The sequence below is a fragment of the Pseudomonas gozinkensis genome (assembly GCF_014863585.1).
In the GTDB taxonomy this organism is placed as follows: domain Bacteria; phylum Pseudomonadota; class Gammaproteobacteria; order Pseudomonadales; family Pseudomonadaceae; genus Aquipseudomonas; species Aquipseudomonas gozinkensis.
Window position 1 is genome coordinate 3,340,175 of the sequence record NZ_CP062253.1, and the last position, 25,174, is coordinate 3,365,348.

Annotated in this window: 16 protein-coding genes; 15 read left to right on the plus strand and 1 reads right to left on the minus strand. The window is 61.7% G+C overall.

Going from position 1 to position 25,174, the window contains the following annotated elements; translation table 11 throughout:
* Positions 1-18: 18 nt before the first annotated feature.
* The 13 genes from IHQ43_RS14775 (at position 19) to IHQ43_RS14835 (ending at position 20,721) form a co-directional block, all read left to right on the plus strand.
* A complete protein-coding gene (locus tag IHQ43_RS14775; protein ID WP_192561063.1) occupies positions 19-1,425 on the plus strand; it encodes an NAD(P)/FAD-dependent oxidoreductase in 1,407 nt (468 codons plus the stop codon).
* A 29-nt stretch (positions 1,426-1,454) separates the two neighbouring features.
* Positions 1,455-1,799 (plus strand): cupin domain-containing protein, encoded by a 345-nt coding sequence (locus IHQ43_RS14780; protein WP_192561064.1) that lies wholly within the window; start codon positions 1,455-1,457, stop codon positions 1,797-1,799.
* A gap of 56 nt (positions 1,800-1,855) precedes the next feature.
* On the plus strand, positions 1,856-2,941 hold the full coding sequence (locus tag IHQ43_RS14785) for a polyamine ABC transporter substrate-binding protein (protein ID WP_192561065.1): 1,086 nt from the start codon (positions 1,856-1,858) through the stop codon (positions 2,939-2,941).
* A 387-nt stretch (positions 2,942-3,328) separates the two neighbouring features.
* Positions 3,329-4,774, plus strand: a complete 1,446-nt coding sequence (locus IHQ43_RS14790) for a serralysin family metalloprotease (protein ID WP_192561066.1) — start codon at positions 3,329-3,331, stop codon at positions 4,772-4,774.
* A gap of 92 nt (positions 4,775-4,866) precedes the next feature.
* Positions 4,867-5,295: an AprI/Inh family metalloprotease inhibitor gene (locus IHQ43_RS14795; RefSeq protein ID WP_192561067.1), complete on the plus strand. Its 429-nt coding sequence runs from the start codon at positions 4,867-4,869 to the stop codon at positions 5,293-5,295.
* Positions 5,296-5,500: 205 nt separating this feature from the next.
* The gene (locus IHQ43_RS14800) at positions 5,501-7,288 is read left to right on the plus strand and encodes a type I secretion system permease/ATPase (protein WP_192561068.1); all 1,788 of its coding nucleotides are present in this window, start codon (positions 5,501-5,503) and stop codon (positions 7,286-7,288) included.
* Entirely contained in the window at positions 7,285-8,634 is a 1,350-nt protein-coding gene (locus IHQ43_RS14805) for an HlyD family type I secretion periplasmic adaptor subunit (protein ID WP_192561069.1), read from the plus strand. Before IHQ43_RS14800 ends, IHQ43_RS14805 begins: the two co-directional genes overlap by 4 nt.
* Before the next feature lie 2 nt (positions 8,635-8,636).
* Positions 8,637-10,004: a TolC family outer membrane protein gene (locus IHQ43_RS14810; protein ID WP_192561070.1), complete on the plus strand. Its 1,368-nt coding sequence runs from the start codon at positions 8,637-8,639 to the stop codon at positions 10,002-10,004.
* 58 nt (positions 10,005-10,062) lie between these two features.
* On the plus strand, positions 10,063-13,014 hold the full coding sequence (gene eprS / locus IHQ43_RS14815; protein ID WP_192561071.1) for an autotransporter serine peptidase EprS: 2,952 nt from the start codon (positions 10,063-10,065) through the stop codon (positions 13,012-13,014).
* 215 nt (positions 13,015-13,229) lie between these two features.
* Complete coding sequence (locus tag IHQ43_RS14820; RefSeq protein ID WP_192561072.1) at positions 13,230-16,316, plus strand: autotransporter serine protease; 3,087 nt, start codon at positions 13,230-13,232, stop codon at positions 16,314-16,316.
* 57 nt (positions 16,317-16,373) lie between these two features.
* Entirely contained in the window at positions 16,374-18,062 is a 1,689-nt protein-coding gene (locus tag IHQ43_RS14825; protein ID WP_192561073.1) for a polyurethane esterase, read from the plus strand.
* A gap of 208 nt (positions 18,063-18,270) precedes the next feature.
* Positions 18,271-20,124, plus strand: a complete 1,854-nt coding sequence (locus IHQ43_RS14830) for a polyurethane esterase (RefSeq protein WP_192561074.1) — start codon at positions 18,271-18,273, stop codon at positions 20,122-20,124.
* A gap of 222 nt (positions 20,125-20,346) precedes the next feature.
* A complete protein-coding gene (locus IHQ43_RS14835) occupies positions 20,347-20,721 on the plus strand; it encodes a hypothetical protein (protein WP_192561075.1) in 375 nt (124 codons plus the stop codon).
* A gap of 58 nt (positions 20,722-20,779) precedes the next feature.
* On the opposite strand, the gene IHQ43_RS14840 is transcribed toward IHQ43_RS14835, so the two are convergent.
* Entirely contained in the window at positions 20,780-21,004 is a 225-nt protein-coding gene (locus tag IHQ43_RS14840) for a YgdI/YgdR family lipoprotein (protein WP_192561076.1), read from the minus strand.
* 195 nt (positions 21,005-21,199) lie between these two features.
* On the opposite strand from IHQ43_RS14840, the gene IHQ43_RS14845 reads away from it, so the two are divergent.
* Positions 21,200-22,852: a VRR-NUC domain-containing protein gene (locus tag IHQ43_RS14845; protein WP_192561077.1), complete on the plus strand. Its 1,653-nt coding sequence runs from the start codon at positions 21,200-21,202 to the stop codon at positions 22,850-22,852.
* Complete coding sequence (locus IHQ43_RS14850; protein ID WP_192561078.1) at positions 22,849-25,167, plus strand: ATP-dependent DNA helicase; 2,319 nt, start codon at positions 22,849-22,851, stop codon at positions 25,165-25,167. Before IHQ43_RS14845 ends, IHQ43_RS14850 begins: the two co-directional genes overlap by 4 nt.
* Positions 25,168-25,174: the final 7 nt, after the last annotated feature.

Sequence of the window (25,174 nt, forward strand, 5' to 3'; positions counted from 1 at the left end):
GGATTGGCGGAGTCTTGCATGCCGGCGTGGCGCACTATCAGTTTGTGGATGGATCAACTCGACGAGCCGCTGACCGCGCGCCCGTCGCTTGCGCAGGACCTGGACGTCGACGTGGCGATCATTGGTGCCGGTTACACCGGACTGTGGACTGCGTACTACCTGAAACAACAGGCGCCGAGCCTGAACATCGCCATCATCGAAGCGCAAACCGCCGGGTTCGGCGCGTCCGGTCGCAACGGCGGTTGGTTGATGGGCAACCTGCTGGGCGAGGATCGCCTGCTGGCGGGCCTGTCACCGCAACAGCGCCGCGCTTCTTACGATCTGCTGCACGGCATTCCGGATGAAGTGGCAAATGTCCTCGAGCGCGAAGGCATCGACTGCGACTACCGCAAAGGCGGTGTGCTGTACTGCGCCGCGCGCTATCCCGAGCAGGAAGCGAATCTGCGGGATTACCTGAAAAAACTCCACGCTCAGGGCCTGACCGACGACGATTACCGCTGGCTCAGCCCCGAGCAACTGGCGCAGCAACTGCGCATCGCCAAACCCTATGGCGGCATCTTCGCCCCGCATGTGGCGACCATTCACCCGGCGAAACTGGTACGCGGCCTGGCACGAACCGTCGAAAGCATAGGGGTGAAGATCTACGAAAACAGCCCGGTGACCCACTGGCAGGCCGGCAGCCTGCGCACCGACAAGGCCAGCGTGCGCAGCCGCTGGATCGTCCCGGCCATCGAAGGTTATTCCGTCACGCTGCCACCGCTGGGCCGTTATCAATTACCCGTGCAGAGCCTGATCGTCGCCACCGAGCCGTTGCCCGCCGCGACCTGGGACGAAATCGGCTTGAGCCGCGGTCAGGCTTTCAGCGAATTCAGTCGCCAGGTCACTTACGGCCAGCGCAGTGCCGACAACCGTCTGATCTTCGGCGCCCGTGGCGGTTATCAGTTCGCCGGCAAGCTGCGCCACAACTTCGACCTGACCCGCGATGAAGTCGAGCTGCGCCGCTACCTGTTTGGCGAACTGTTCCCGCAACTGAAACACGTGCAGATCACCCATGCCTGGGGCGGCAACCTCGGCATGTCCCGGCATTTCAAACCGCACATGCTCTGTGATCGGGCCAACGGCATCGCGCTGTCCGGCGGCTATGGCGGGGAGGGTGTAGGCGCTTCCAGCCTGGGCGGTCGGACGCTTGCGGATCTGATTCTCGAGCGCGACACCGAGCTGACGCATCAACCCTGGGTACTGCCCGACGGTGGAATCCACGCGCTGCGGGCCTGGGAACCGGAACCGTGCCGCTGGCTCGGCTACAACGCGATCATCAAAAGCTTCGTCCACGAAGACCAGACCCTGGCCAACCCGGCGACTGCGCCCTGGCGGCGCAAGCTCGCCAGCCAGGTGGCCGGGTTCATGGAAGGGTTCATGCACTAAACGTTGTTTACTACGAGACAGGTAACGCCATGAGCATCACCCAATTCAAGAACACCGCCACGTTGCAGCTGGAAGAATCCAACCCGGTGGCCGTGCCGCTCGGCGCGCCGGTGGCGATTGCCTCGACCACCAGCGTCGAGCGCGACGACGGCGTCGAAACCGGCGTCTGGGAATGCACCCCCGGCCGCTGGCGGCGGCAGATCACCGCTCAGGAGTTCTGCCATTTCATTTCCGGCCGCTGCACGTTCACCCCGGACGACGGCGGCGAAACCCTGCATATACAAGGTGGCGACGCACTGATGTTGCCGGCCAACACGCTCGGGATCTGGGACATCCAGGAAACCGTGCGCAAGACCTATGTCCTGATTTTCTGACGTTTTGATCCTTTTGATTGCCTGCCAACAACAATAGCCAATACAGGAATCGATCCATGATCCGAAAGACCCTCGCGCTCGCACCCTTGATGCTCGCCGTTTCCCTCGCTCAGGCTGCGGATACGGTCAAGGTTTACAACTGGTCCGACTACATCGCGCCGGACACCGCCAAGAACTTCGAAAAGGCCAGCGGCATTGGCGTCACCTATGACGTCTACGACAGCAACGAAACCCTCGACGGCAAGCTGATGACCGGCAAATCCGGTTACGACGTGGTGTTTCCGTCCAACCATTTCATGGCGCGGCAGATCGAAGGCGGGGCGCTGAAGAAGCTCGACAAGAGCCAGTTGCCGAACTGGAAGAACCTCAACCCGGTATTGCTCAAGGCCTTGCAGACCAACGATCCGGGCAACGAACACGGCTTTCCGTACCTGTGGGGCAGCACCGGCATCGGCTACAACATCGCCAAGGTCAAGGCCGTGCTGGGGGACAACGCGCCGGTGGATTCCTGGGACTTGATCTTCAAACCCGAATACATGGAAAAACTGCAGAAATGCGGCGTTGCGATCCTCGACAACGGCCCGGAACTGCTGCCGGCAGCGCTCAACTACCTGGGTCTGCCGCATCACAGCAAAAATCCCGAGGACTACAAGAAAGCTGAAGCGCTGCTGATGAAAGTGCGGCCGTATGTCAGCTACTTCCATTCCTCGAAGTACACCAGCGACCTGGCCAACGGCGACATATGCGTGGCCGTCGGCTTCTCCGGCGATATCCTGCAAGCGGAAAACCGCGCCAAAGAGGCGAAGAATGGCGTCGACATCGGCTACGAGATTCCCAAGGAAGGCGCCGCCATCTGGTTCGACATGGTCGCCATGCCCGCCGACGCACCGGACGAGAAGGCCGGCTACGCGTTCATGAACTACCTGCTGCAGCCCGACGTGATGGCCGGCATCAGCAACTACGTGCACTACGCCAATGGCAACGAACAGGCCGACAACCTGATCGATCCGGCGATCAAGAACGACACCAAGGTTTATCCCAGCCCGGAAATGATGGGCAAGCTGTTCGCACTGGAAGCGATGCCGCTGAACATCGACCGGATCCGCACGCGGGTGTGGAACAAGATTCGCACCGGCAGCTGATGAAAACAGGCGAGGGCGGTACAGCCCTCGCCTGAATATGTACTGTTGAATCAACTTGATATCAAACCACTGGCATTGCACTGATAAAGTGCAGCAAAGTGAGACGCTGCTAACAAAAAACAACTTACCGATATTTAATATTTAAATAAGAAATCGTCAGACAATTAGGCAAATTCACCACACTTGCAAACTTCTTTCGGCGGCATGCGCTTTGTTTACGGGAGTTTCCCGGAACAGTTCAATTTGATCTCAAAAAAACGCTAGACGTTAGATTTCAAATTGTGTCAGGTTTCTTACGCCTTCATTGGGCGAGTGATAGGACAACCTCGCCAGAGGTTGTCGCTATCGGACAAAAACTGTTCCATTGCTAAACAAGGAAGTGTGTTTATGTCGAAAGTAAAAGCTAACGCTATTGATACCGCCGAACAGGCTTTCCAGCTGGCAGCGACCAGCACGGCGTATAACCAGATCAATAGCTTCAGCCACCAGTACGATCGTGGCGGCAACCTCACGGTCAATGGCAAACCCTCCTTTTCCGTCGACCAGGCCGCAACCCAGTTGTTGCGCGACGGCGCTGCCTACCAGGACAAGGATGGCAGCGGCAAGATCGAACTCACCTACACGTTCCTGACTTCGGTATCGTCCAGCACGATGAACAAGCACGGGATCACCGGGTTCAGTCAGTTCAGTACCCAACAGAAAGCCCAGGCCGCGCTCGCCATGCAATCCTGGGCCGATGTGGCCAATGTCACCTTCACCGAGAAAGCCTCGGGCGGTGACGGCCATATGACTTTCGCCAACTACAGCGGTGGCGTGGACGGCGCAGCAGCGTTCGCCTACCTGCCGGGGACCGGTCCGGGTTATGACGGCACTTCGTGGTACTTGATCAACAGCGGTTACACGCAGAACAAGACCCCGGACCTGAACAACTACGGTCGCCAGACCCTGACCCACGAAATCGGCCATACCCTTGGCCTGGCGCACCCGGGCGACTACAACGCCGGCAACGGCAACCCGACCTACAATGACGCCACCTACGGGCAAGACACCCGCGGCTACAGCGTCATGAGCTACTGGAGCGAAAGCAACACCAGCCAGAACTTCAGCAAGGGCGGCGTGGAAGCCTATTCCTCCGGCCCGCTGATGGATGACATTGCAGCGATCCAGAAGCTCTACGGCGCCAACATGACCACCCGCACCGGTGACACCACCTACGGCTTCAACTCCAACGCCGGTCGCGATTTCCTCAGCGCCTCGTCGTCGGCCGACAAGCTGGTGTTCTCGGTGTGGGATGCGGGCGGCAAGGACACCTTCGACTTCTCGGGTTTCACCCAGAACCAGAAGATCAACCTCAATGAAGCCTCGTTCTCCGACGTGGGCGGCCTGGTGGGCAACGTGTCCATCGCCAAGGGCGTCACCATCGAGAACGCGATCGGCGGTTCGGGCAACGACCTGCTGATCGGCAACAGCGCGGCCAACGAACTCAAGGGCGGTGCCGGCAACGACATCCTCTGGGGCGCCGGCGGTGCCGACAAGCTGTGGGGCGGTGCGGGTTCGGATACCTTTGTGTTCGCGGCCAGTTCCGATTCCAAGCCGGGTGCGATCGATCAGATCCTCGATTTCGTCAGCGGCCTGGACAAAATCGACCTGACCGGCATCACCAATGGCGCCGGCCTGCACTTCGTCAGCGCCTTCACCGGCGCGGCGGGTGATGCGGTTCTGACATCGTCGGGCGGCAACAGCCTGCTGTCGGTGGACTTCTCCGGGCACGGCGTGGCTGATTTCCAGGTCAGCACCGTTGGCCAGGCAGCCACCAGCGACATCGTGGCGTGATGTAACACGGAAAGCGGTGCGTAATGCGCCGCTTTCTTTACTTGCATCGCCATGGCCGGTAAGCAAGGCTACGTGCCGGAGTGAAATTTCCTATGATCCAATTCGCTTTTACCCGCAAAGCGGCGGCGTATCTGTTGCCGGTGCTGATGATGATTTCTGGAGAAACAACCATGGCAAGCAGCCTGAGACTCGAAGACCCATCGGTATTTGCCGGGCAGTGGCAAGCAACCCTGAGCGCCCGCAGTGACAGCCTCGAAGCGCAAGCGATGCAAGACAAGCCGTCGAACACCTGCCAGCTCGACCTCGAAGCCAATCAGACCCTGGGCAAGGGCGCCGATTGCCTGAGCGCTTGGTTGCAGGACTCAGCCATCGGCTGGTTCCCCGATCCGGACGGTCTGTCGATCACCGGCAAGGAAGGCTCAAGAATCCAGTTTTTCAGCCGACAACGTGACGGGCTTTATCTGAGCACTTTGAAGTCAGGCCTGGTGATTACACTCAAGCGTTCAGCGCAGCAGCCGTAATGACCGGAACAGACTGACCGTTTAAATATAAAGCACCCCGTTACAGTTATAAGCGACAGTGCAATAACACGCAGGCCGGTTTTAATCGCTGAAGTTGTTATTGAAGTGTAAGCAAGTACTGACGGTGTATGTCCCGCGCTCAAGGCGGGCAATTAATTGGAAGTCTCGCCAAGCAGGGCGGGAAATATCATTTCAGGAATAATCAATGAAGATGGCGAAGGCCCCAGCCACCGCTCCCTTATTCAAGGCATTGGGTGACTATAAAAGCATTCTGATCAGCGTCGGATGCTTTACCGCACTGATTAACGTGCTGATGCTGGTGCCCTCCATATATATGCTTCAGGTCTACGACCGGGTGCTGTCTTCGCAGAACGAAACCACCCTGGCGATGCTGTCGCTGATGGTCGTCGGTTTCTTCGCCTTCATCGGCCTGCTGGAAGTGGTGCGCAGCTTTATCGTGATCCGCATCGGCAGCCAGCTCGAGCGCCGTTTCAATCTGCGGGTCTATCAGGCGGCCTTCGAGCGCAACCTGTTCAAGGGCGAGGGTAACGCCGGGCAGTCCCTGGGCGACCTGACCCACGTTCGCCAGTTCGTTACCGGGCCTGCGCTGTTCGCGTTCTTCGATGCGCCGTGGTTCCCGGTCTACCTGTTCGTGATTTACCTGTTCAACGTCTGGCTTGGCGTGCTCGCCACGGCGGGTGCGCTGCTGTTGATCGCGCTGGCGTGCCTGAACGAATACATGACCAAAAAGCCGCTGGGCGAGGCCGCCGGTTTCTCGCAGAAATCCAGCCAGTTGGCCACCAGCCATCTGCACAACGCTGAAACCATTCAAGCCATGGGCATGCTCGGTGCCTTGCGCAAGCGTTGGTTCCAGGTGCATTCGCGCTTTCTCGGTCTGCAGAATCAGGCCAGCGACACTGGCGCGGTCATCAGCTCGCTGAGCAAAACCCTGCGCCTGTGTCTGCAATCGCTGGTGCTGGGCCTCGGCGCACTGCTGGTGATCAAGGGCGACATGACCGCCGGGATGATGATCGCCGGTTCCATCCTGATGGGTCGGGTGCTGAGCCCGATCGACCAGTTGATTGCCGTGTGGAAGCAGTGGAGCGGGGCGAAGCTGGCTTACCGCCGCCTCGATGCGTTGCTGCAAGCCTTCCCGCCGAGCGACGACGCCATGGCGCTGCCGGCGCCGAAAGGCCAGATCACCTTTGAACAAGTCAGCGCCGGCCCTCCGGGTCAGCGTGCCGCGACCCTGCACATGGTCAATTTCAACCTGGCGGCCGGCGAAGTGCTGGGCGTGCTCGGTGCCTCAGGCTCCGGTAAGTCGACTCTGGCACGAGTGTTGGTCGGCGTATGGCCGGCCCTTGGCGGCACTGTACGTCTGGACGGCGCCGACATTCATCGATGGAACCGCGATCAGCTAGGTCCATACATCGGCTATCTGCCCCAAGACATCGAGCTGTTCAGCGGCAGCATCGCCGAGAACATCGCCCGTTTCAGCGAAGCCGATCCGCAAAAAGTCGTGGCCGCCGCGCAACAGGCCGGGGTGCATGAACTGATCCTGCGCATGCCGCAAGGTTACGACACGCAGTTGGGCGAGGACGGCAGTGGCTTGTCCGGTGGTCAGAAGCAGCGCGTGGCACTGGCCCGTGCGTTGTACGGCAACCCGAGCCTGGTGGTGCTGGACGAGCCGAACTCCAACCTCGACACCGTCGGCGAAGCCGCGTTGTCCAGCGCGATCGTTCAGCTCAAGGCCCAAGGCACCACCGTGGTACTGGTGACCCACCGCTCTTCGGTACTGGCCCAGGCCGACAAGCTGCTGGTGCTCAACGACGGTCGCCTGCAAGCGTTCGGACCGAGTCACGATGTGCTCAAGGCGCTGTCCGGCAACCAGCCCGGCAACCAGCCTCAACAAAATGAAAAACCTGCGCAGGCACCGGCGGGGCTCAGCATGAGCCGACAGTATCAGCCGACGACAAGGAATTCGGGTGTATGAGCAGCGCGAACATGAACACGCAAAACGAAGCGACGATGGAACACGCGTACATCACCGAACGCCCGGAGCGCGATGCGAAATTCTTCGCGCGCATGGGCTGGATTCTGGCGCTGGTCGGCGCCGGCAGTTTCTTCACCTGGGCGGCATTGGCGCCGCTGGACCAAGGCATTCCAGTGCAGGGCACCGTGGTGGTGTCGGGCAAGCGCAAGGCCGTGCAGTCGATGAGCAGCGGTGTGGTCAGCCGGATTCTGGTACGCGAAGGCGAAATCGTGAAGCAGGGCCAGCCACTGTTCCGCCTCGACCAGACCCAGGTCGCCGCCGACGTGCAATCGTTGCAAGCTCAGTACCGCATGGCCTGGGCCAGCCTGGCGCGCTGGCAGGCCGAGCGTGACAACCTCAAGCAAGTGACGTTTCCGGCAGAACTGAGCGACAACGCGGATCCGCGCCTGGCACTGGTGCTGGAAGGCCAGCGGCAATTGTTCAGCAGCCGCCGCGAAGCGTTCTCCCGCGAGCAGGCCGCTCTGCGCGCCAGCATCGAAGGCGCCACCGCGCAACTGGCGGGCATGCGCCGCGCGCGTACCGACCTGAATGCGCAGGCCGACTCACTGCAACAGCAGTTGAGCAACCTGCAACCGCTGGCCGACAACGGCTACATCCCGCGCAACCGCTTGATGGAATACCAGCGTCAACTGTCGCAGGTGCAGCAGCAACTCGCAGAAAACACCGGTGATAGTGGCCGGGTGGAGCAGGGCATCCTCGAGTCGCGACTGAAATTGCAACAGCACAGCGAGGAATACCAGAAGGAAGTCCGCACTCAACTGGCCGACGCGCAACTGAAAAGCGTCACACTGTCCGAGCAACTGACCTCCGCCGGTTTCGACCTGCAACACAGCGAAATCCTCGCCACCGCCGACGGCGTGGCAGTCAACCTCGGCGTGCACACCGAAGGCGCCGTTGTCCGTCAGGGCGAAACCCTGCTGGAAATCGTCCCGCAAGGCACGCGCCTTGAAGTCGAAGGGCACCTGCCGATCAACCTGATCGACAAGGTCGGCACGCACTTGCCGGTCGACATCCTGTTCACCGCGTTCAACCAGAGCAAGACGCCACGGGTGCCCGGCGAAGTCAGCCTGATTTCCGCCGACCAGATGGTCGACGAGAAAACCGGTGTGCCGTACTACGTGTTGCGCAGCAGCGTCAGCGATCAGGCCATGGAAAAACTCAACGGTCTGGTGATCAAGCCCGGCATGCCGGCGGAAATGTTCGTGCGCACTGGCGAACGTTCACTCCTCAACTACCTGTTCAAGCCGCTGCTCGACCGCGCCGGTTCCGCGTTGACCGAAGAATAAGGATGTTCGGCTGTATGAATAAGCTTTCCATGCTGGCGGCAGCGTTCGCGCTGCTCGCGGGCAACAGTGCAGTGGCGGCCATGGGGCCGTTCGAAATCTACGAACAGGCGTTGCGCAATGACCCGGTATTCCTTGGCGCGATCAAGGAACGCGATGCAGGCCTTGAGAACCGCGCCATCGGCCGCGCCGGGCTGTTGCCGAAACTGGGTTACAACTACAACAAGGGCCGCAACTCGTCGAAGGCCACTTCACTCGACTCCCGCGCCCGCAACAACACTGAAGAGCGTAACTACAGCAGCTACGGCTCGAGCCTGACCCTGCAACAACCGTTGCTCGACTACGAAGCCTACGCGGCGTATCGCAAGGGCGTAGCCCAGTCGCTGTTTGCCGACGAAAACTTTCGCGGCAAGAGCCAGGAGCTTCTGGTTCGAGTACTGGATAACTACACCAAGGCCTTGTTTGCCCAGGATCAGATCGACATCGCGCAGGCCAAGAAGAAGGCGTACGAGCAGCAGTTTCAGCAGAACGAGCACATGTTCAAGCAGGGCGAGGGCACTCGCACTGACATCCTTGAAGCCGAGTCGCGTTATGAGCTGGCGACCGCCGAGGAAATCGAGGCCCGCGACGAGCAGGACGCCGCGCTTCGGGAGCTGGGCGCATTGGTAGGCGTGCCGGCGATGGACATCAGTGATCTGGCGCCGCTGGATCAGAACTTCCAGACGTTCGCCTTGATGCCGGCCAATTACGACACCTGGCACGAACTGGCGGTCAGCAACAACCCGAACCTTGCGTCCCAGCGTCAGGCGGTGGAAGTGGCGCGGTATGAAGTCGAGCGCAATCGCGCCGGGCACCTGCCGAAAGTCAGCGCCTATGCCACGATGCGCCAGAACGAGTCGGAAAGCGGCAACACCTACAACCAGCGCTACGAAACCAACACCATCGGTTTCGAAGTGAGCGTGCCGTTGTACGCCGGTGGTGGCGTGTCGGCCTCGACCCGTCAGGCCAGTCGCACCATGGAGCAGGCCGAATACGAACTGGACGGCAAGACCCGCGAGACGCTGATCGAACTGCGTCGCCAGTTCAGTGCATGCCTGTCCGGCGTCAACAAACTGCGCGCTTATCAAAAGGCGCTGGCGTCGGCCGAAGCGCTGGTGGTGTCGACCAAGCAAAGCATTCTCGGCGGCGAGCGAACCAACCTGGATGCGCTGAACGCCGAACAACAACTATTTACCACCCGCCGCGATCTGGCCCAGGCACGCTATGACTACCTCATGGCCTGGACCAAATTGCACTACTACGCGGGCACCTTGAGCGAGCAGGATCTGGCGCGGGTGGATGAGGCCTTCGGACAAGGCCCACGAACGCAATAAAACCGTAGCTTCTACGCAAAAAGCTTCGACACAAAACAACAAAAAAAGAGTGGTGAACATGGACGTACGCATCAAGCCGATTTCGGTCGGCACCCTGCTGCTTGTGATTTCTGCAGCCCAGGCCCAGGGCCAATACCTCGAAGCCGGTAAACCCGGCGATCCGGCCAGTTGGCGCAGCGCCGAATTCCTGCGTGACTGGGGCCTGGGTCGAATGCAGGCCGATCAGGCCTATGCCGCTGGCATCACCGGCAAGGGTGTGAAAATCGGCGCGCTGGACTCCGGTTTCGACGCGGCCCATCCCGAGTTCGCCCGTGATCGTTATAACCCGGTACTGGCCAGCGGCAGCTACCTCGACGGCTCGCTGTTCAACGTCAACGGCACCCTGAATCCGAACAACGACTCCCACGGCACCCACGTCGTCGGCACCATGGGCGCATCCCGCGATGGCACCGGCATGCATGGCGTGGCTTACAACGCACAGATCTACGTCGGCAACACCAACAAGAACGACAGTTTCCTGTTCGGTCCCAACCCCGATCCGCGCTACTTCAAAGCGGTGTACGACGCCCTGGCCGATGCCGGTGTGCGGGCGATCAACAACAGTTGGGGCAGTCAGCCGCCGGATGTCAGCTACCGAACCCTCGCCGATCTGCATGCCGCTTATGCCCAGCACTGGAACAAGGGCACCTGGCTCGACGCGGCGGCGGACGTTTCCCGTCGCGGCGTGATCAATGTGTTCAGCGCCGGCAACAGCGGCTACCCCAACGCCAGCGTGCGCTCGGCGCTGCCGTACTTCCAGCCGGATCTGGAAGGCCATTGGCTGGCGGTCTCCGGGCTCGATCAAAGCAACCAACAGAAGTACAACCAGTGCGGCATCGCCAAATACTGGTGCATCACCACGCCGGGGGCGAAGATCGACAGCACCATTCCCGACGGCGGTTACGCGATCAAGTCCGGCACCTCGATGGCCGCGCCGCACGCCACCGGCGCACTGGCGCTGGTGATGGAGCGCTATCCGTACATGAACAACCAGCAGGCACTCGAAGTGCTGCTGACCACGGCCACTCAGCTCGACGGTTCGGTGACCGACGCGCCGACCGAGCGAGTCGGCTGGGGCGTGGCCAACCTGTACCGGGCGATGCGCGGGCCGGGGCAATTGCTCGGGGCGTTCGACGCCAACCTGGCAGCCGGGCAGAGCGATGTCTGGAGCAATGACATCAGCGACAAAGCGCTGATCCAGCGCCAGCGCGAAGACCTCGCCGAGCACAATGCCTGGCAGCAAACCCTGCAAAACAAAGGCTGGCAGAACGGCGTTCCGGCCGGCGCCAGCCAACAGGATCAGACCGATTACGCCGTGGGCATGGCTCGCGATGCAGCGGCGTCCGGTCGGTTGTATCAGGGCAGCCTGATCAAGTCCGGCGACGGGCGACTGATTCTGACCGGTGAAAACACTTATCGCGGGCCGACCACGGTCAATGGCGGCCTGCTGACGGTCAATGGTTCGCTGACCTCGGCCGTAACCGTCAATGACGGCGGCACCCTCGGCGGCTCCGGACGAATCGGCGCACTGACCGCCAACAGTGGCGGGCGCGTGGCACCGGGCAATTCCATCGGCACGTTGAATGTCGCCGGTGACGTAACCTTCACGCCGGGCTCGACTTACGCCGTGGAGCTGTCTCCCACCAGCAGCGACCGCATCGTCGCCGGCGGCATGGCGTCCATCAACGGCGCCACCGTAAGCCTGTCGCTGGAAAACAGCCCGACGCTACTCAGCACCACCGAGGCCAGAAGCCTGCTCGGCCGGCAGTACGACATTCTGCAAGCAGCGGGTGGCATCCAGGGCCGGTTCGGCGCGGTGCTGCCGGATTACCTGTTCATCGGTGGCAGCCTGTCCTACAGCGACAACGGCATCGGTTTGAATGTCGAGCGCAACGGGACATCGTTCGCCAGCGTCGGCCAGACACCCAATCAACGCTCCGTAGCCACGGCGGTCGAAGGTCTGGGCGCGGGCAATTCCGTTTACGAAAGCCTGCTGTTGTCGGCCACCGCCAGTGACGCGCAACAAGCCTTTCAACAGTTGAGCGGCGAAATCTATCCGGCGCTCGGCTCGGTGCTGATCAACGACAGCCGCCAACTGCGCGATGCCATCGGCGAACGCCTGCACGATGCGCAAGCCACGCAAAGCAATGGCTGGATCAAGGCCCTCGGCGCCTGGGGTACATCCGACTCGCGCCACGACACTGCTGGATACAGCACGTCGATTGGCGGCTTGCTGGCAGGTGTCGACGGTGCCGTCGACGAGCAGACCCGCATCGGTCTGGTCACCGGTTACAGCGACAGTTCGCTGAGCATGGGCTCGGGCAAGCATTCCTCGGCCAAGGTCGACAGCTATCACCTCGGCGCCTACGCCGGTCACGAGATCGGCGCCTGGCGCCTGAGCACGGGCGCCGCCTACAGCTGGCATCGCGCCGATGTGAAGCGCGACTTGCAGTACGGCAACGTCAGCGCCAAGCAGAAAGCCAAGGTCGATGCCGCCACTACTCAAGTGTTCGGCGAAGCGGCTTATCGGCTGAACCTGCAACCGCTGGCCCTGGAGCCGTTCGCCAATCTGGCCTACGTACACCTCGACACCGACGGCTTCACCGAGAAGGGCGATGCCGCCGCACTGAAAAGCGGCGACGACCAGCGCGACGCAGTGTTGAGCACCCTCGGCGTGCGGGCGATCAAGACGTTTGATTTGTCATCTGCGCAGAAACTTGATGTGAGCGGGCATCTGGGCTGGCAGCACAGCCTGACCGACATCGACTCCGAACAGCATTTGCGCTTCGCCAGCGGCAGCGCGCCGTACACGGTCGAAAGCTCGCCACTGGTGCGCGACGCCGCACTGGTCGGCGTGCAGGCCAGTCTGGCACTGACCCGCGACGTGCGGGTGAACCTCGATTACACCGGACAACTGGCCAGCCGCGAGAAGCAGCACGGCGTGGGCCTGAGCCTGAACTGGCAGTTCTGACGGATCGCAACTGATCGGTTTGATCGGTTTGATCGGTTTGATCGTTCCCACGCTCCGCGTGGGAATGCAGCCCGTGACGCTCCGCGTCACTGGACGCGGAGCGTCCCTAGAGGCATTCCCACGCAGAGCGTGGGAACGATCAGGGGGAGAGCGTGGGAACGATCACGAGGCTGAACACACGGATTTTTCGCAACATCACTAAGGAAGGTCGCTGGATGAAAAACAACAACACCCCCGCGCAATCGGGTGGATGCTTTCGCCTGAAAACTCTCAATTTCGCCTTGCTCTGCGCGCTGGCCACCTGGGGCAGTGCACACGCGGCGCCCTACGTGGAAAGCGGTCGGGCAGGGGATCCGGGCAGTTGGCGCAGCGCCGAATTCCAGGCCGACTGGGGCCTGGGCGCCATCGGGGCGGATCACGCCTACGCCGCCGGTTACACCGGTAAAGGCGTGAAACTGGGGATCTTCGATCAGCCGGTCTACGCCGCGCACCCGGAGTTTTCCGGCAGTAACAAGGTCATCACCCTGGTGACCTCGGGGATCCGCGAATACACCGATCCGTACATCCCGGTCAAAGCCGGGGACGCGTTCCGTTATGACGGTTCGCCCTCGGTCGGTTCCGACGGCAAACTCGGCGCCCACGGCACCCACGTTGGCGGTATCGCCGCCGGCAGCCGTGACGGCGGGCCGATGCACGGCGTGGCGTTCGGCGCGCAGATCATCAGTGCAGACAACGGCGACCCGGGCCCGGAAGACGGCATCGTGCGCGGCAACGACGGCGCGGTGTACAAGGCCGGCTGGGATGCGCTGATCGCCAGCGGCGCGCGGATCATCAACAACAGCTGGGGGATCGGCATCACCGATCGCTTCGACCTCGGCGGCCGTGACCCGGCGTACCCGCACTTCACCGTCAACGACGCGCAACTGCAGTTCAACGAAATCCGCACACTGCTGGGCACCAAACCCGGCGGCGCCTACGACGGTGCCATCGCTGCCGCGCGCAGCGGGATCGTGACGATTTTTGCAGCGGGCAACGACTACAACCTGAATAACCCGGATGCCATCGCCGGCCTCGGCTACTTCGTGCCGGACATCGCGCCGAACTGGATCACCGTCGCCGCCCTGCAAAAGAACCCGGATCTGGCCAGCGCCAACCCGTACATCATGAGTACGTTCTCTTCGCGTTGCGGTTACACCGCGAGTTTCTGCGTCTCGGCACCGGGTACGAAAATCTTCAGTTCGATCATCGAAGGCACCAACGCCGACAACCTGACCACCGGCTACAAGAACTACAACGGCACCTCGATGGCCGCGCCCCACGTGGCCGGTTCCATGGCGGTGCTGATGGAGCGCTTCCCGTACATGTCCGGCGATCAGGTCGCCAGCGTGTTGCGCACCACGGCCACCGACCTCGGCGCACCGGGCATCGACGCCCTGTATGGCTGGGGCATGATCAACCTGCGCAAGGGCATCGACGGCCCGGCGATGTTCGTCACCGAGCAGGACATTCCCGAAGAGTTTCGCATCCAGGGCGCCTACGGCTCCGGCCAGTTCGTGGCCGATCTGCCGGGCATCGGCGCGATCATCGATGCGGGCAAACCCACCGAGCGCGTGTGCAACGACATCACCTGCGGACTCGACACCTGGCGCAACGACATCTCCGGCCATGGTGGTCTGACCAAACAGGGCATCGGCACCCTGGTGCTGACCGGCAATAACACCTACAGCGGTCCCACCCTGGTCAATCAGGGCCGACTGGCAATCAACGGCTCGCTGCAATCGGCGGTCACGGTCAATGACGGCGGCATCCTCGGTGGTAACGGCCGTATCGCCGCGCTGACCGCCAACAGCGGCGGCACCGTGGCGCCGGGCAATTCCATCGGCACCTTGAACGTGGCCGGTGACGTGACCTTCGCGCCAGGTTCGACCTATGCGGTGGAAGTGTCGCCAACCAGCAGCGACCGGATCGTCGCCGGTGGCAAAGCAGTGATTGAGGGGGCGACCGTGACCATGTCCCTGGAAAACAGCCCGACGTTGTTGACCACCGGCGAAGTGAGAAGCCTGCTGGGCACCCAGTTCAACATCTTGCAGGCAGCGGGCGGCATTGAAGGGCAGTTCGGACAAGTGTTGCCCGACTACGCGTTCCTAGGCGGCACCCTGGCTTACTCGGCAAGCGGTGTGCAACTGGACGTCGGCCGTAACGGCGCCTCGTTCGCCAGTGTCGGCCTGACGCCGAACCAGCGCGCGGTCGGTGCTGCCGCCGAACGCCTCGGCGCCGGCAATGCGTTGTTCGAAACCCTGTTGCTGTCGCCGTCGGCGGCCGCTGCGCAGGATGCCTTCCAGCAACTGTCCGGCGAGATTCATCCGGCCATCGGCACGCTGCTGATCAACGACAGCCGCTACCTGCGCGATGCTGTGGGCGAACGTCTGCGCGAGCGCGATCTGTTCGATGCCGGCGCGCCGACCGATGATCGCAGCAACGCCTGGCTCAAAGTGCTCGGCGCCTGGGGCAAGAGCGATGGCGGGTCGAAATACGCCGACTCCACCAGCTCCATCGGCGGCCTGCTGGCCGGTGTCGACGGCTTGATCGCTGAAGATACCCGTCTGGGTTTCGTTACTGGTTATAGCGACAGCTCGTTGAGCATGGGCGAGGGCACACATTCGTCTGCCTCGGTCGACAGCTATCACCTGGGCGCGTACCTGGGGCATCAGATCGATGCGCTGCGCCTGACCGCCGGTGCGGCCTACAGCTGGCATCGCATCGACGTCAAACGCGACCTGCAGTTCGGTGGCGTCAGCGGCAAACAGAAAACCAAGCGCGATGCGACCACCGCGCAACTGTTCACCGAAGCGGCCTACGACCTTGGCTTGCAACCGATGAATCTGGAGCCGTTCGCCAATCTGGCCTACGTGCACCTCAACAGCGACAGCTTCACCGAGAAAGGTGATGCCGCCGCACTGAAGGGCGGCGAAGACAACCGCGATGTAGTGTTGTCGACCCTCGGTGTGCGGGCCAAACGCACGTTTGCCCTGTCGGAGAAACACCAGCTGGAACTGGGCGCAAGCCTGGGCTGGCAGCACAATCTGAGCAGCGTGGATTCCGACAGTCACTTGGCCTTCGTCAATGGCAACAGTGCATTCACCGTGCAAAGTGTGTCGATGGATCGAGATGCAGCGGTGGTCGGCGTGCGCGCCGGGCTGGCGCTCAATCGCGATGTCCGGGTCAACCTGGACTACAACGGGCTGATCGGCTCCAACGAAAAGGACCACGGTGTGGGCCTGACGCTGGACTGGCAGTTCTAAGGGGTAGCGGCAGTTCTTTCGAGAACTGCCGTTTTTGAAAGGAAGAGAGAGCACAACATGGGATTGTTCGATTACAAAAATGCCGACGGCAAAGCGCTGTACAGCGATGCGATCGCCCTGACGCTGTATGCCTACACGCCGACCGGGCAAGCTTTGCCCGGCACTGGCTGGAAGCCGATCGGCGCCACGGCGCTGGGCTATCAGGGCAAGGTCGGGGCGCAGGGCACGTTCTTCGGTGAGAAGGACGGTTTCACCAGCGCCGAAGCCGAAGTGCTCGGCAAGTACGACGCCGCGGGCAAACTGATCGGCATCGGCGTGGCCTTCCGGGGCACCGGCGGGCTGGGTTACAGCGACACCTTTGGCGACATGAAAAACAATCTGCTGGCTGCCATCGGCCCGACGGATTACGCCACCCAGTACGCGAAAAACGCTTTCGACAACCTGCTCAAGTCGGTGGCGGCTTTCGCCGTCGCCCATGGCATCGCGGCCAAGGACGTAATGATCAGCGGCCACAGCCTCGGCGGTCTCGGGGTCAACAGCGTGGCGGAGTTGAGCGCGAGCAACTGGGGCGGGTTCTTCAAGGACGCCAACTACATTTCGTTCGCCTCGCCGACCCAGAGCAGCACCGGCACCAACGTGCTGAACATCGGTTACGAGAACGACCCGGTGTTCCGTGTACTCGACGGCACCACGTTCAGTACCGCGTCGATGGGCAAGCACGACAAGCCGCACGATTCGACCACCGACAACATCGTCAACTTCAACGACAACTACGCGTCCACCGCGCAGAACCTCGTGCCGTTCAGCATCGCCAATCCGCTGAACTGGTCGGCCCACAGCTCGCTGGGGTATGCCGACGGCCTGAATCGGGTGATCGCGTCGAAGTTCTACGGCCTGACGCACAAGGACTCGACGATCATCGTCTCCAACCTTGAGGAAGCGTCGCGGGGCAAGACCTGGGTCGAGGATCTGGGCCGCAGCGGCGAGCCGCACGCCGGCAGCACGTTCATCATCGGCACCGACAGCGGCGACTGGCTCAAGGGCGGGGCGAGCAACGACTTCCTGGAAGGCCTGGGCGGTGATGACCGTTTCCGTGACGACGGCGGCTTCAACATCCTGCTCGGCGGCCAGGGCCACAACACCTTCGAGCTGCAAAAGCCGCTGCAGAACTTCAGCTTCGCCAACGACGGCGACGGCACGCTGTACGTGCGTGACGCCTACGGCGGCATCAGCATGACCCGTGACATCGGCGCGCTGGTGAGCAAGGAGTCGGGGTCGTGGTGGGGCAGCAAGGAAATCTCCTGGACCGTCACCGCCAAAGGCCTGGCCAACGGTGCCGAACTGACCCAGTACAACCATTCGCTCAGCGGCGGCGCCATGGGCGACACCCTCAAAGCCACCGCCGACGGCGACTGGCTGTTCGGCCTGGGCGGCAACGATCACCTGATAAGCGACAAGGCCCACGTGACCTTCGTCGGTGGCGCCGGCAACGACGTGATGAGCGCGGTGGGTGGCAACAACACCTTCCTGTTCAGCGGCGCCTTCGGTTTTGACGCAATCAACGGCTACCAGGGCAGCGACAAACTGGTGTTCATGGGCGTCGAGGGCGCGGGGCAGGGCTACGACTACAAGCAACACGCGTCGCAGTCCGGAAGCGATACCGTGCTGAAGATTGGCGACTTTGCCGTGACGCTGGTCGGCGTAGGTGTGGCTAACCTGTCGGATTCGAGTTTCGTCTTCGCCTGACAAACCTTGTAGGAGCGAGCTTGCTCGCGAAGAGGGCGTGTCAGTCACCCAACCGGTAACTGACAGACCGCTATCGCGAGCAAGTCGAATCGTCGCACCGTCGCTCCCACATTGTGACTGTGTAGTAAATGCTCCGGGGCGCCTCGGGAGGGGCGTTCTGGTTGTGAGCTATCTCTGAACAATTCCAACAAAGAGAGAGGCAACAGCAATGGGTGTGTATGACTACAAGAATTTCGGTACGGCGGAATCCAAGGCGCTGTTCAGCGACGCCATGGCCATTACGCTGTATTCCTACCACAACCTCGATAACGGCTTTGCCGTCGGTTATCAGCACAACGGCTTCGGCCTCGGCTTGCCGGCCACACTGGTAACCGCGTTGATCGGCGGCACGGATTCCCAGGGGGTGATCCCCGGCGTTCCGTGGAACCCCGATTCGGAAAAAGCCGCGCTCGATGCGGTGAAAAAAGCCGGCTGGACCCCGATCACCGCCTCGCAACTGGGTTACGAGGGCAAGACCGATGCGCGCGGCACCTTCTTCGGCGAAAAGGCCGGCTACACCAGCGCCCAAGTGGAAATCCTCGGCAAATACGACGCGCAGGGCCATCTCACCGAAATCGGCATTGCCTTTCGCGGCACCAGCGGCCCACGGGAAATCCTGATCGGCGACTCCATCGGAGACGTGATCAACGACCTGCTCGCCGCATTCGGGCCCAAGGACTACGCCAAGAACTACGTCGGCGAGGCCTTCGGCAATCTGATGAACGATGTGGTGGCGTTCGCCAAGGCCAACGGCCTGACCGGCAAGGACGTGCTGGTCAGCGGTCACAGCCTGGGCGGGCTGGCGGTCAACAGCATGGCGGACTTGAGCACCGGCAAATGGGGCGGGTTCTTCCAGGATTCCAACTACATCGCCTACGCCTCGCCGACCCAGAGCAGCACCGACAAGGTGCTCAACGTCGGCTACGAAAACGACCCGGTGTTCCGCGCCCTCGACGGCTCGACCTTCACCGGCGCCTCGCTCGGTGTACACGACGCGCCCAAGGAATCGGCGACCGACAACATCGTCAGCTTCAACGACCACTACGCCTCGGCGGCGTGGAACGTGCTGCCGTTCTCGATCGTCAACATTCCGACCTGGATCTCGCACCTGCCGACCGCTTATGGCGATGGCATGAACCGGGTGATTGAATCGAAGTTCTACGATCTGACCAGCAAGGATTCGACGATCATCGTCGCCAACCTGTCGGACCCGGCCCGGGCCAACACCTGGGTCCAGGACCTGAACCGCAACGCCGAAACCCACAAGGGCAGCACGTTCATCATCGGCAGCGACGCCAATGATCTGATACAGGGCGGCAGCGGCAATGATTATCTGGAGGGCCGCGCCGGCAACGACACGTTCCGCGACGGCGGGGGCTACAACATCCTGCTCGGCGGCTCGGGCAACAACACCCTGGAGTTGCAGAAGTCGGTCAATACCTTCGACTTCGCCAACGACGGCGCCGGCAACCTGTACATCCGCGATGCCAACGGCGGGATCAGCATCACCCGCGACATCGGCAGCATCGTCACCAAGGAGCCGGGCTTTCTCTGGGGCCTGTTCAAGGACGACGTGACCCACAGCGTCACGGCGACCGGCCTGAAGGTCGGCAACAACGTCACTCAGTACGAATCGAACGTGAAGGGCACCGGCGGCGCCGACACCCTCAAGGCAAAGGCCAGCGGTGACTGGTTGTTCGGGCTGGACGGCAACGACCATCTGATCGGCGGGGCGGGCAACGACGTGTTCGTCGGCGGCGCGGGCAATGACCTGATGGAGTCGGGCGGCGGGGCGGATACCTTCCTGTTCAGCGGCGCGTTCGGCCAGGATCGCGTAGTGGGTTACACCGCCAACGACAAACTGGTGTTCCTCGGCGTGCAGGGCGTATTGCCCACCGACGACTTCCGCGCCCATGCCACGGCGGTGGGGCAGGACACGGTGCTGAAATTCGGTGCTGATTCGGTGACGCTGGTCGGGGTTGCGTTGAACAGCCTGAGTGCCGACGGGATCGTGATCGCCTGATGTAAGGGGAGCCTGCAAAGGCGCCATCGCGAGCAGGCTCAATCCCACATTTGGCCTTTTGTGGGAGCGAGCCTGCTCACGATTCAACGATAACGCGGTATTGAAAGTGACTCACCAGCCATTCCCTGACTCCAATCCCTGCACCAACAGGAAATGCGGCCTAAAGCCATGACGGCAACGTTCGTCATCTAAGGGTCGCCAACGAGTACAGGAGATTCACACGTGAAAGGTTTCAAGGGGTTTATCGGTATGGCGGGATTGGCGCTGTTATCGGCCAATGCCTGGGCCGATCTGCCTCACAGCTCGATTCTGAGCCGCTATGGCGTGACAACCGATCAGTTGCCAGAGCCGGCCAAAAGCGATGACGTCAAACCCGTCGAAGAAAAAAGCCGCTTTCATATCCAGCCCGAACAACCGTTCGTGACGATCCGCATCGGCGAAGACAAAACGCCGGAGATGACCGGCAACCTGAGCATCGACCGCATGGCGCAACAAGAGCGTCAGCGCTGCCAGCGACTGCAGGAAGAACTGGTTCGCCGGGGCGAGCGGCCCTTCAGCTGCGACGATTCCCTCCCGGGCATGGCGTTACCCCGCTGATGAATGCAAAAAAGGCTGCGATCCCACAGGATCGCAGCCTTTTTTGATGGACTAACCGTCAGTCTTCCTTGCGCACCGTAGCCACTTCGTCGGCACGCACGCGCACCTTGGCGCCGGAAATATCCTTGAATTCGTAGAAGCCATCCTCGGTTTTGGTATCAGGCATGTCTTCGGTCAGGTACTGGGTGCCGTTCTGCAAGGTGACCACCGTCTGGGTCGAGCAACCGGCGAGGGTCAGCAGGGCCGCAACAGCCAACGGGATCCCCAGAGTCTTGATTTTCATACGCAGCATTCCTGTTCGTTTCGACCATTGTCGGCCTCTAACGCGGTTGGTGCCATCGAGCCCGGAAAAGTTCGATGGACACGTGAAAAAAAACGCTTTGGCGGTGCCATTGATCCATTTCCGTTTGCGCCCACCGGGGCAGACTGGTATCTGTACGCATAACCAGTACTTGCTTGCCATGGCCCCGAAACTACCGTGATTGCCAATCCCCTCGACGACCCGTTCTATTACCTCAACAACTTCCGGCAAGTGCTTGACTGGCTTGAGCTTCGCTATGCCGATGTGATGACCGAAGCGGAACACACCTTCATTCGCGACTTCAAGGCGCTGCCGCGTCCGTCCCAGGGATTGCTGGTGCGGATGGTCATGCGCAAGGGCGTGCATTTCCGGGCTGGCAAGCTGAGTTATCCGGAAATCGGCGACATCGCCGTGGCAGCGCAACCGCTGCTCGATCATGGCTGGCTCGACGGACAGGCGCCGTTGTCGATGGCGGAACTGTTCGAGGTGTTGCTCAAGGCCGAGGTTCTGCAAGCCTTCGGCCCGGCCATCGACCAGCCCAAAGGCAAGAAGGTCGACTGGCTGCCGCTGCTGCACGAACAATTTCCCGAGCCCCGCAGTTTCCTGCAATGGTGCCCGGCGCTGGAGGATCGGCTATTCAGCCTGACGCTGATGGACCTGTGCGACCGTTTTCGCCTGATGTTCTTCGGCAACCTCTATCAGGACTGGTCGGAGTTCGTGCTCGCCGACCTCGGTATCTTCACCTATGAAAAAGTCGAATTCAGCGCCGACTCCCGGGGCTTGCGCAGCCGTGCCGACGTCGATGCCTGCCTGTTTTTGCACGACTGCCAGCTGTATTTCGAAGCGGGCGAACCGCTGGAGCCCATCGTCGAACAGGTCGCGGCGCTGCATTTCGACAACCCGTGGCTGCAACGCCGGCGCGGCAAGCTGTTGTTCCAGATCGGCCAATACTGCGAGCGCATCGGCGAATTCGCCCTGGCCCTGAAGATCTATCGCGACTGCGCCTATCCCGGCGCCCGATTGCGGATGATCCGCGTGCTGGAACGCAGCGCCGAATACGCGTTGGCTCTGGAACTGGCGGTCATTGCCGAGCAGGCGCCGGAAACCGCCACCGAACAGCAGGGCCTGCAACGGGTGCTGCCACGCTTGCGACGCAAGCTCGGCGGGCCACCGATCAAACGCACGGCGCCCGGCATGGTGGAACGGCTGGACCTGCACCTGCCGCGTCTCGATCCGGCGCTGTCGGTGGAATATCACGTTCAGGCGCACCTGCAAGAAGAAGCCGGCCCGGTGCATTACGTGGAAAACAGCCTGATCAATTCCCTGTTCGGCCTGCTGTGCTGGCCGGCGATCTTCGCGCCATTGCCGGGCGCGTTCTTTCACCCGTTCCAGCGCGGGCCGGTGGATTTGCTCAATGAAGACTTCCAGCCCCGACGAGCCGAGTTGTTTCAGGCCTGTCTGGCCGAACTCGACGATGGCCGCTATGCCGACACCATCCGCGCGCGGTTCGCCGCCAAATGGGGCGTGCAGTCGCCGTTCGTGTTCTGGGGCGCGCTCAATGAAGATTTGTTGGAACAGGCGCTGGCGTGTTTGCCGGCCGAACACCTCAAGCACTGGTTCAGCCGTCTGCTGCTGGACATCAAGGCCAACCGCGCCGGCATGCCCGACCTGATCCAGTTCTGGCCGCAGCACAAGACCTACCGGATGATTGAAGTCAAAGGCCCCGGCGATCGCTTGCAGGACAACCAACTGCGCTGGCTGGAGTTCTGCAACACGCACCGCATGCCGGTCGCCGTGTGTTACGTGCAATGGGCGGAGCAGGGCGCTTGAGCTACAGCATCGCGGTGCGGGCGTTGTGCGAGTTCACCGCGAAAAACGGTGACCTCGACTTGCGCTTCACCCCGTCACCGACCGCGCTGGAGGGGATTGCCGGGCATCGCACCGTGGCGTCCCGGCGCAACGACGCGTACAAGAGCGAAGTTGCACTGGAAGGCGCATTCGGGCCATTGAAGGTCAAGGGCAGGGCGGACGGCTATGACCCGACGCAGAACTGCCTGGAAGAAGTCAAAACCTATCGCGGTGACCTGAGCAAGCAACCGGCCAATCACCGTTCTCTGCATTGGGCCCAGGCGAAAATCTACGGCTGGTTGATGTGCTGTCGATTGCAGCTTGAGCAGATCAATCTGGCGCTGGTGTATTTCGACATCGTCACGGAAAAGGAAACCTGTCTGGTCGAGGCTTTCAGCGCCGAAGTGCTGCGGCATTTCTTCGAACAACACTGCGGTCTGTTCCTGGCGTGGGCCGAACAGGAAATGGCCCACCGCGAAGCGCGCAACCGGGCGGCGCAGCAGCTGGGTTTTCCCCATGCCGCGTTTCGCCCCGGCCAGCGTCACCTCGCCGAATCGGTGTTCAAGGCCGTCAGCACCGGCCGCTGCCTGATGGCCCAGGCTCCGACCGGGATCGGCAAGACCCTCGGCACCCTGTTTCCGATGCTCAAGGCGTTGGCACCGCAGCAACTGGACAAGGTCTACTTCCTCACCGCCAAGACACCCGGACGCAAACTGGCGCTGGACGCGGCGCAGGTGCTGTTCGATCACAGCGAAACCTTGCCGCTGCGAGTGCTGGAAATGGTCGCCCGGGACAAGGCCTGCGAACACCCGGACAAGGCTTGCCACGGCGAATCCTGTCCGCTGGCCCATGGCTTTTACGACCGTTTGCCCGCCGCCCGCGAGGCCGCCAGCCAATTGCGCTTGCTGGATCAGGCTGCACTGCGGGACGTCGCGGCGCAGCACGGCGTGTGTCCGTATTATCTGAGCCAGGAAATGGCCCGTTGGGCCGATGTGATGGTGGCGGACTACAACTATTACTTCGATTTCAGCGCGCTGCTGTTCGGTCTGGCCCAGTTCAATCAGTGGAACGTTGCGGTGCTGGTGGACGAGTCTCACAACCTGGTCGAACGCGGACGGCAAATGTACAGCGCTACCCTCGATCAGGCGACATTGGGCAGCGTGCGCAAAACCGCGCCCGAAGCCTTGAAGAAGTCGTTGCAGCGGGTCAACCGTGAATGGAACGCCCTGCACAATGACCAGTTGGCGCCGTATCAGGCCTACGACAAGGCGCCGGAAAAACTTTTGCAGGCGCTCTCATCCTGCACGGCGAGCATCGGTGACTACCTCAACGATCACCCGCAAGGGCTCGACAGCACGTTGCAGAATTTCTACTTCGAGATGCTGCAATTCGGCCGGGTGGCGGAACTGTTCGACGCGCATTACCTGTTCGACATCAGCAAACGCGACCTGGAGCGCAAACGCCCGTTATCGCAACTGTGCCTGCGCAACGTGGTGCCGGCGGCGTTCATCGGCCCGCGCCTGACGGCGGCGCGCAGCAGCGTGCTGTTTTCCGCAACCCTCAGCCCGCGCCACTATTACGCGGACTTGCTTGGCACACCGGCCGACACAGTCTGGATCGACGTCGAGTCGCCGTTCAGCGCCGAGCAATTGCAGGTGCAGATCGTCAGCCGGATTTCCACGCGTTTCACGCACCGTCAGGCATCGCTGGAGCCGATTGTCGAGCTGATCGCTCGCCAGTTCAGCGAACGTCCGGGCAACTACCTGGCATTCTTCAGCAGTTTCGATTACCTGCAACAGGTCGCGCAGTTGCTGGCCGAGCGGCACCCGCACATCACCTTGTGGCAACAATCCCGGGGTATGGCCGAAGGGGCGCGGCAGGGCTTTCTCGATCAATTCACTGCTGACAGCCAGGGCGTCGGTTTCGCCGTGCTCGGCGGCGCGTTCGGTGAAGGCATCGACCTGCCCGGCGCACGGCTGATCGGTGCGTTCATCGCCACCCTCGGGCTGGCCCAGCTCAACCCGGTCAATGAACAGATGAAGCGGCGCATGGCCGCGATCTTCGGCGCCGGTTACGACTACACCTATCTGTTCCCAGGCGTACAGAAAGTCGTGCAGGCCGCCGGGCGGGTGATCCGCACCCAGCAGGATCGCGGCATGGTGATGCTGATCGATGATCGCTTTGCCGAAAGCCGCATCCGGCAACTGCTGCCGCGCTGGTGGCACGTCGATATCGCAGAAGCACCTTTCCAATCCGCCGGTTTGACGCATACTCCTGTTATTGAAAAACAGCTTTGAGCCAAGC

Coding starts and splice junctions, on each gene's coding strand:
- IHQ43_RS14840 (WP_192561076.1), bottom strand. CDS start 21,004: ATGAAAATCAAGACTCTGGGGATCCCGTTGGCTGTTGCGGCCCTGCTG.
- IHQ43_RS14780 (WP_192561064.1), top strand. CDS start 1,455: ATGAGCATCACCCAATTCAAGAACACCGCCACGTTGCAGCTGGAAGAA.
- IHQ43_RS14830 (WP_192561074.1), top strand. CDS start 18,271: ATGGGTGTGTATGACTACAAGAATTTCGGTACGGCGGAATCCAAGGCG.
- IHQ43_RS14800 (WP_192561068.1), top strand. CDS start 5,501: ATGAAGATGGCGAAGGCCCCAGCCACCGCTCCCTTATTCAAGGCATTG.
- eprS (WP_192561071.1), top strand. CDS start 10,063: ATGGACGTACGCATCAAGCCGATTTCGGTCGGCACCCTGCTGCTTGTG.
- IHQ43_RS14785 (WP_192561065.1), top strand. CDS start 1,856: ATGATCCGAAAGACCCTCGCGCTCGCACCCTTGATGCTCGCCGTTTCC.
- IHQ43_RS14795 (WP_192561067.1), top strand. CDS start 4,867: ATGATCCAATTCGCTTTTACCCGCAAAGCGGCGGCGTATCTGTTGCCG.
- IHQ43_RS14820 (WP_192561072.1), top strand. CDS start 13,230: ATGAAAAACAACAACACCCCCGCGCAATCGGGTGGATGCTTTCGCCTG.
- IHQ43_RS14790 (WP_192561066.1), top strand. CDS start 3,329: ATGTCGAAAGTAAAAGCTAACGCTATTGATACCGCCGAACAGGCTTTC.
- IHQ43_RS14805 (WP_192561069.1), top strand. CDS start 7,285: ATGAGCAGCGCGAACATGAACACGCAAAACGAAGCGACGATGGAACAC.
- IHQ43_RS14810 (WP_192561070.1), top strand. CDS start 8,637: ATGTTCGGCTGTATGAATAAGCTTTCCATGCTGGCGGCAGCGTTCGCG.
- IHQ43_RS14775 (WP_192561063.1), top strand. CDS start 19: ATGCCGGCGTGGCGCACTATCAGTTTGTGGATGGATCAACTCGACGAG.
- IHQ43_RS14825 (WP_192561073.1), top strand. CDS start 16,374: ATGGGATTGTTCGATTACAAAAATGCCGACGGCAAAGCGCTGTACAGC.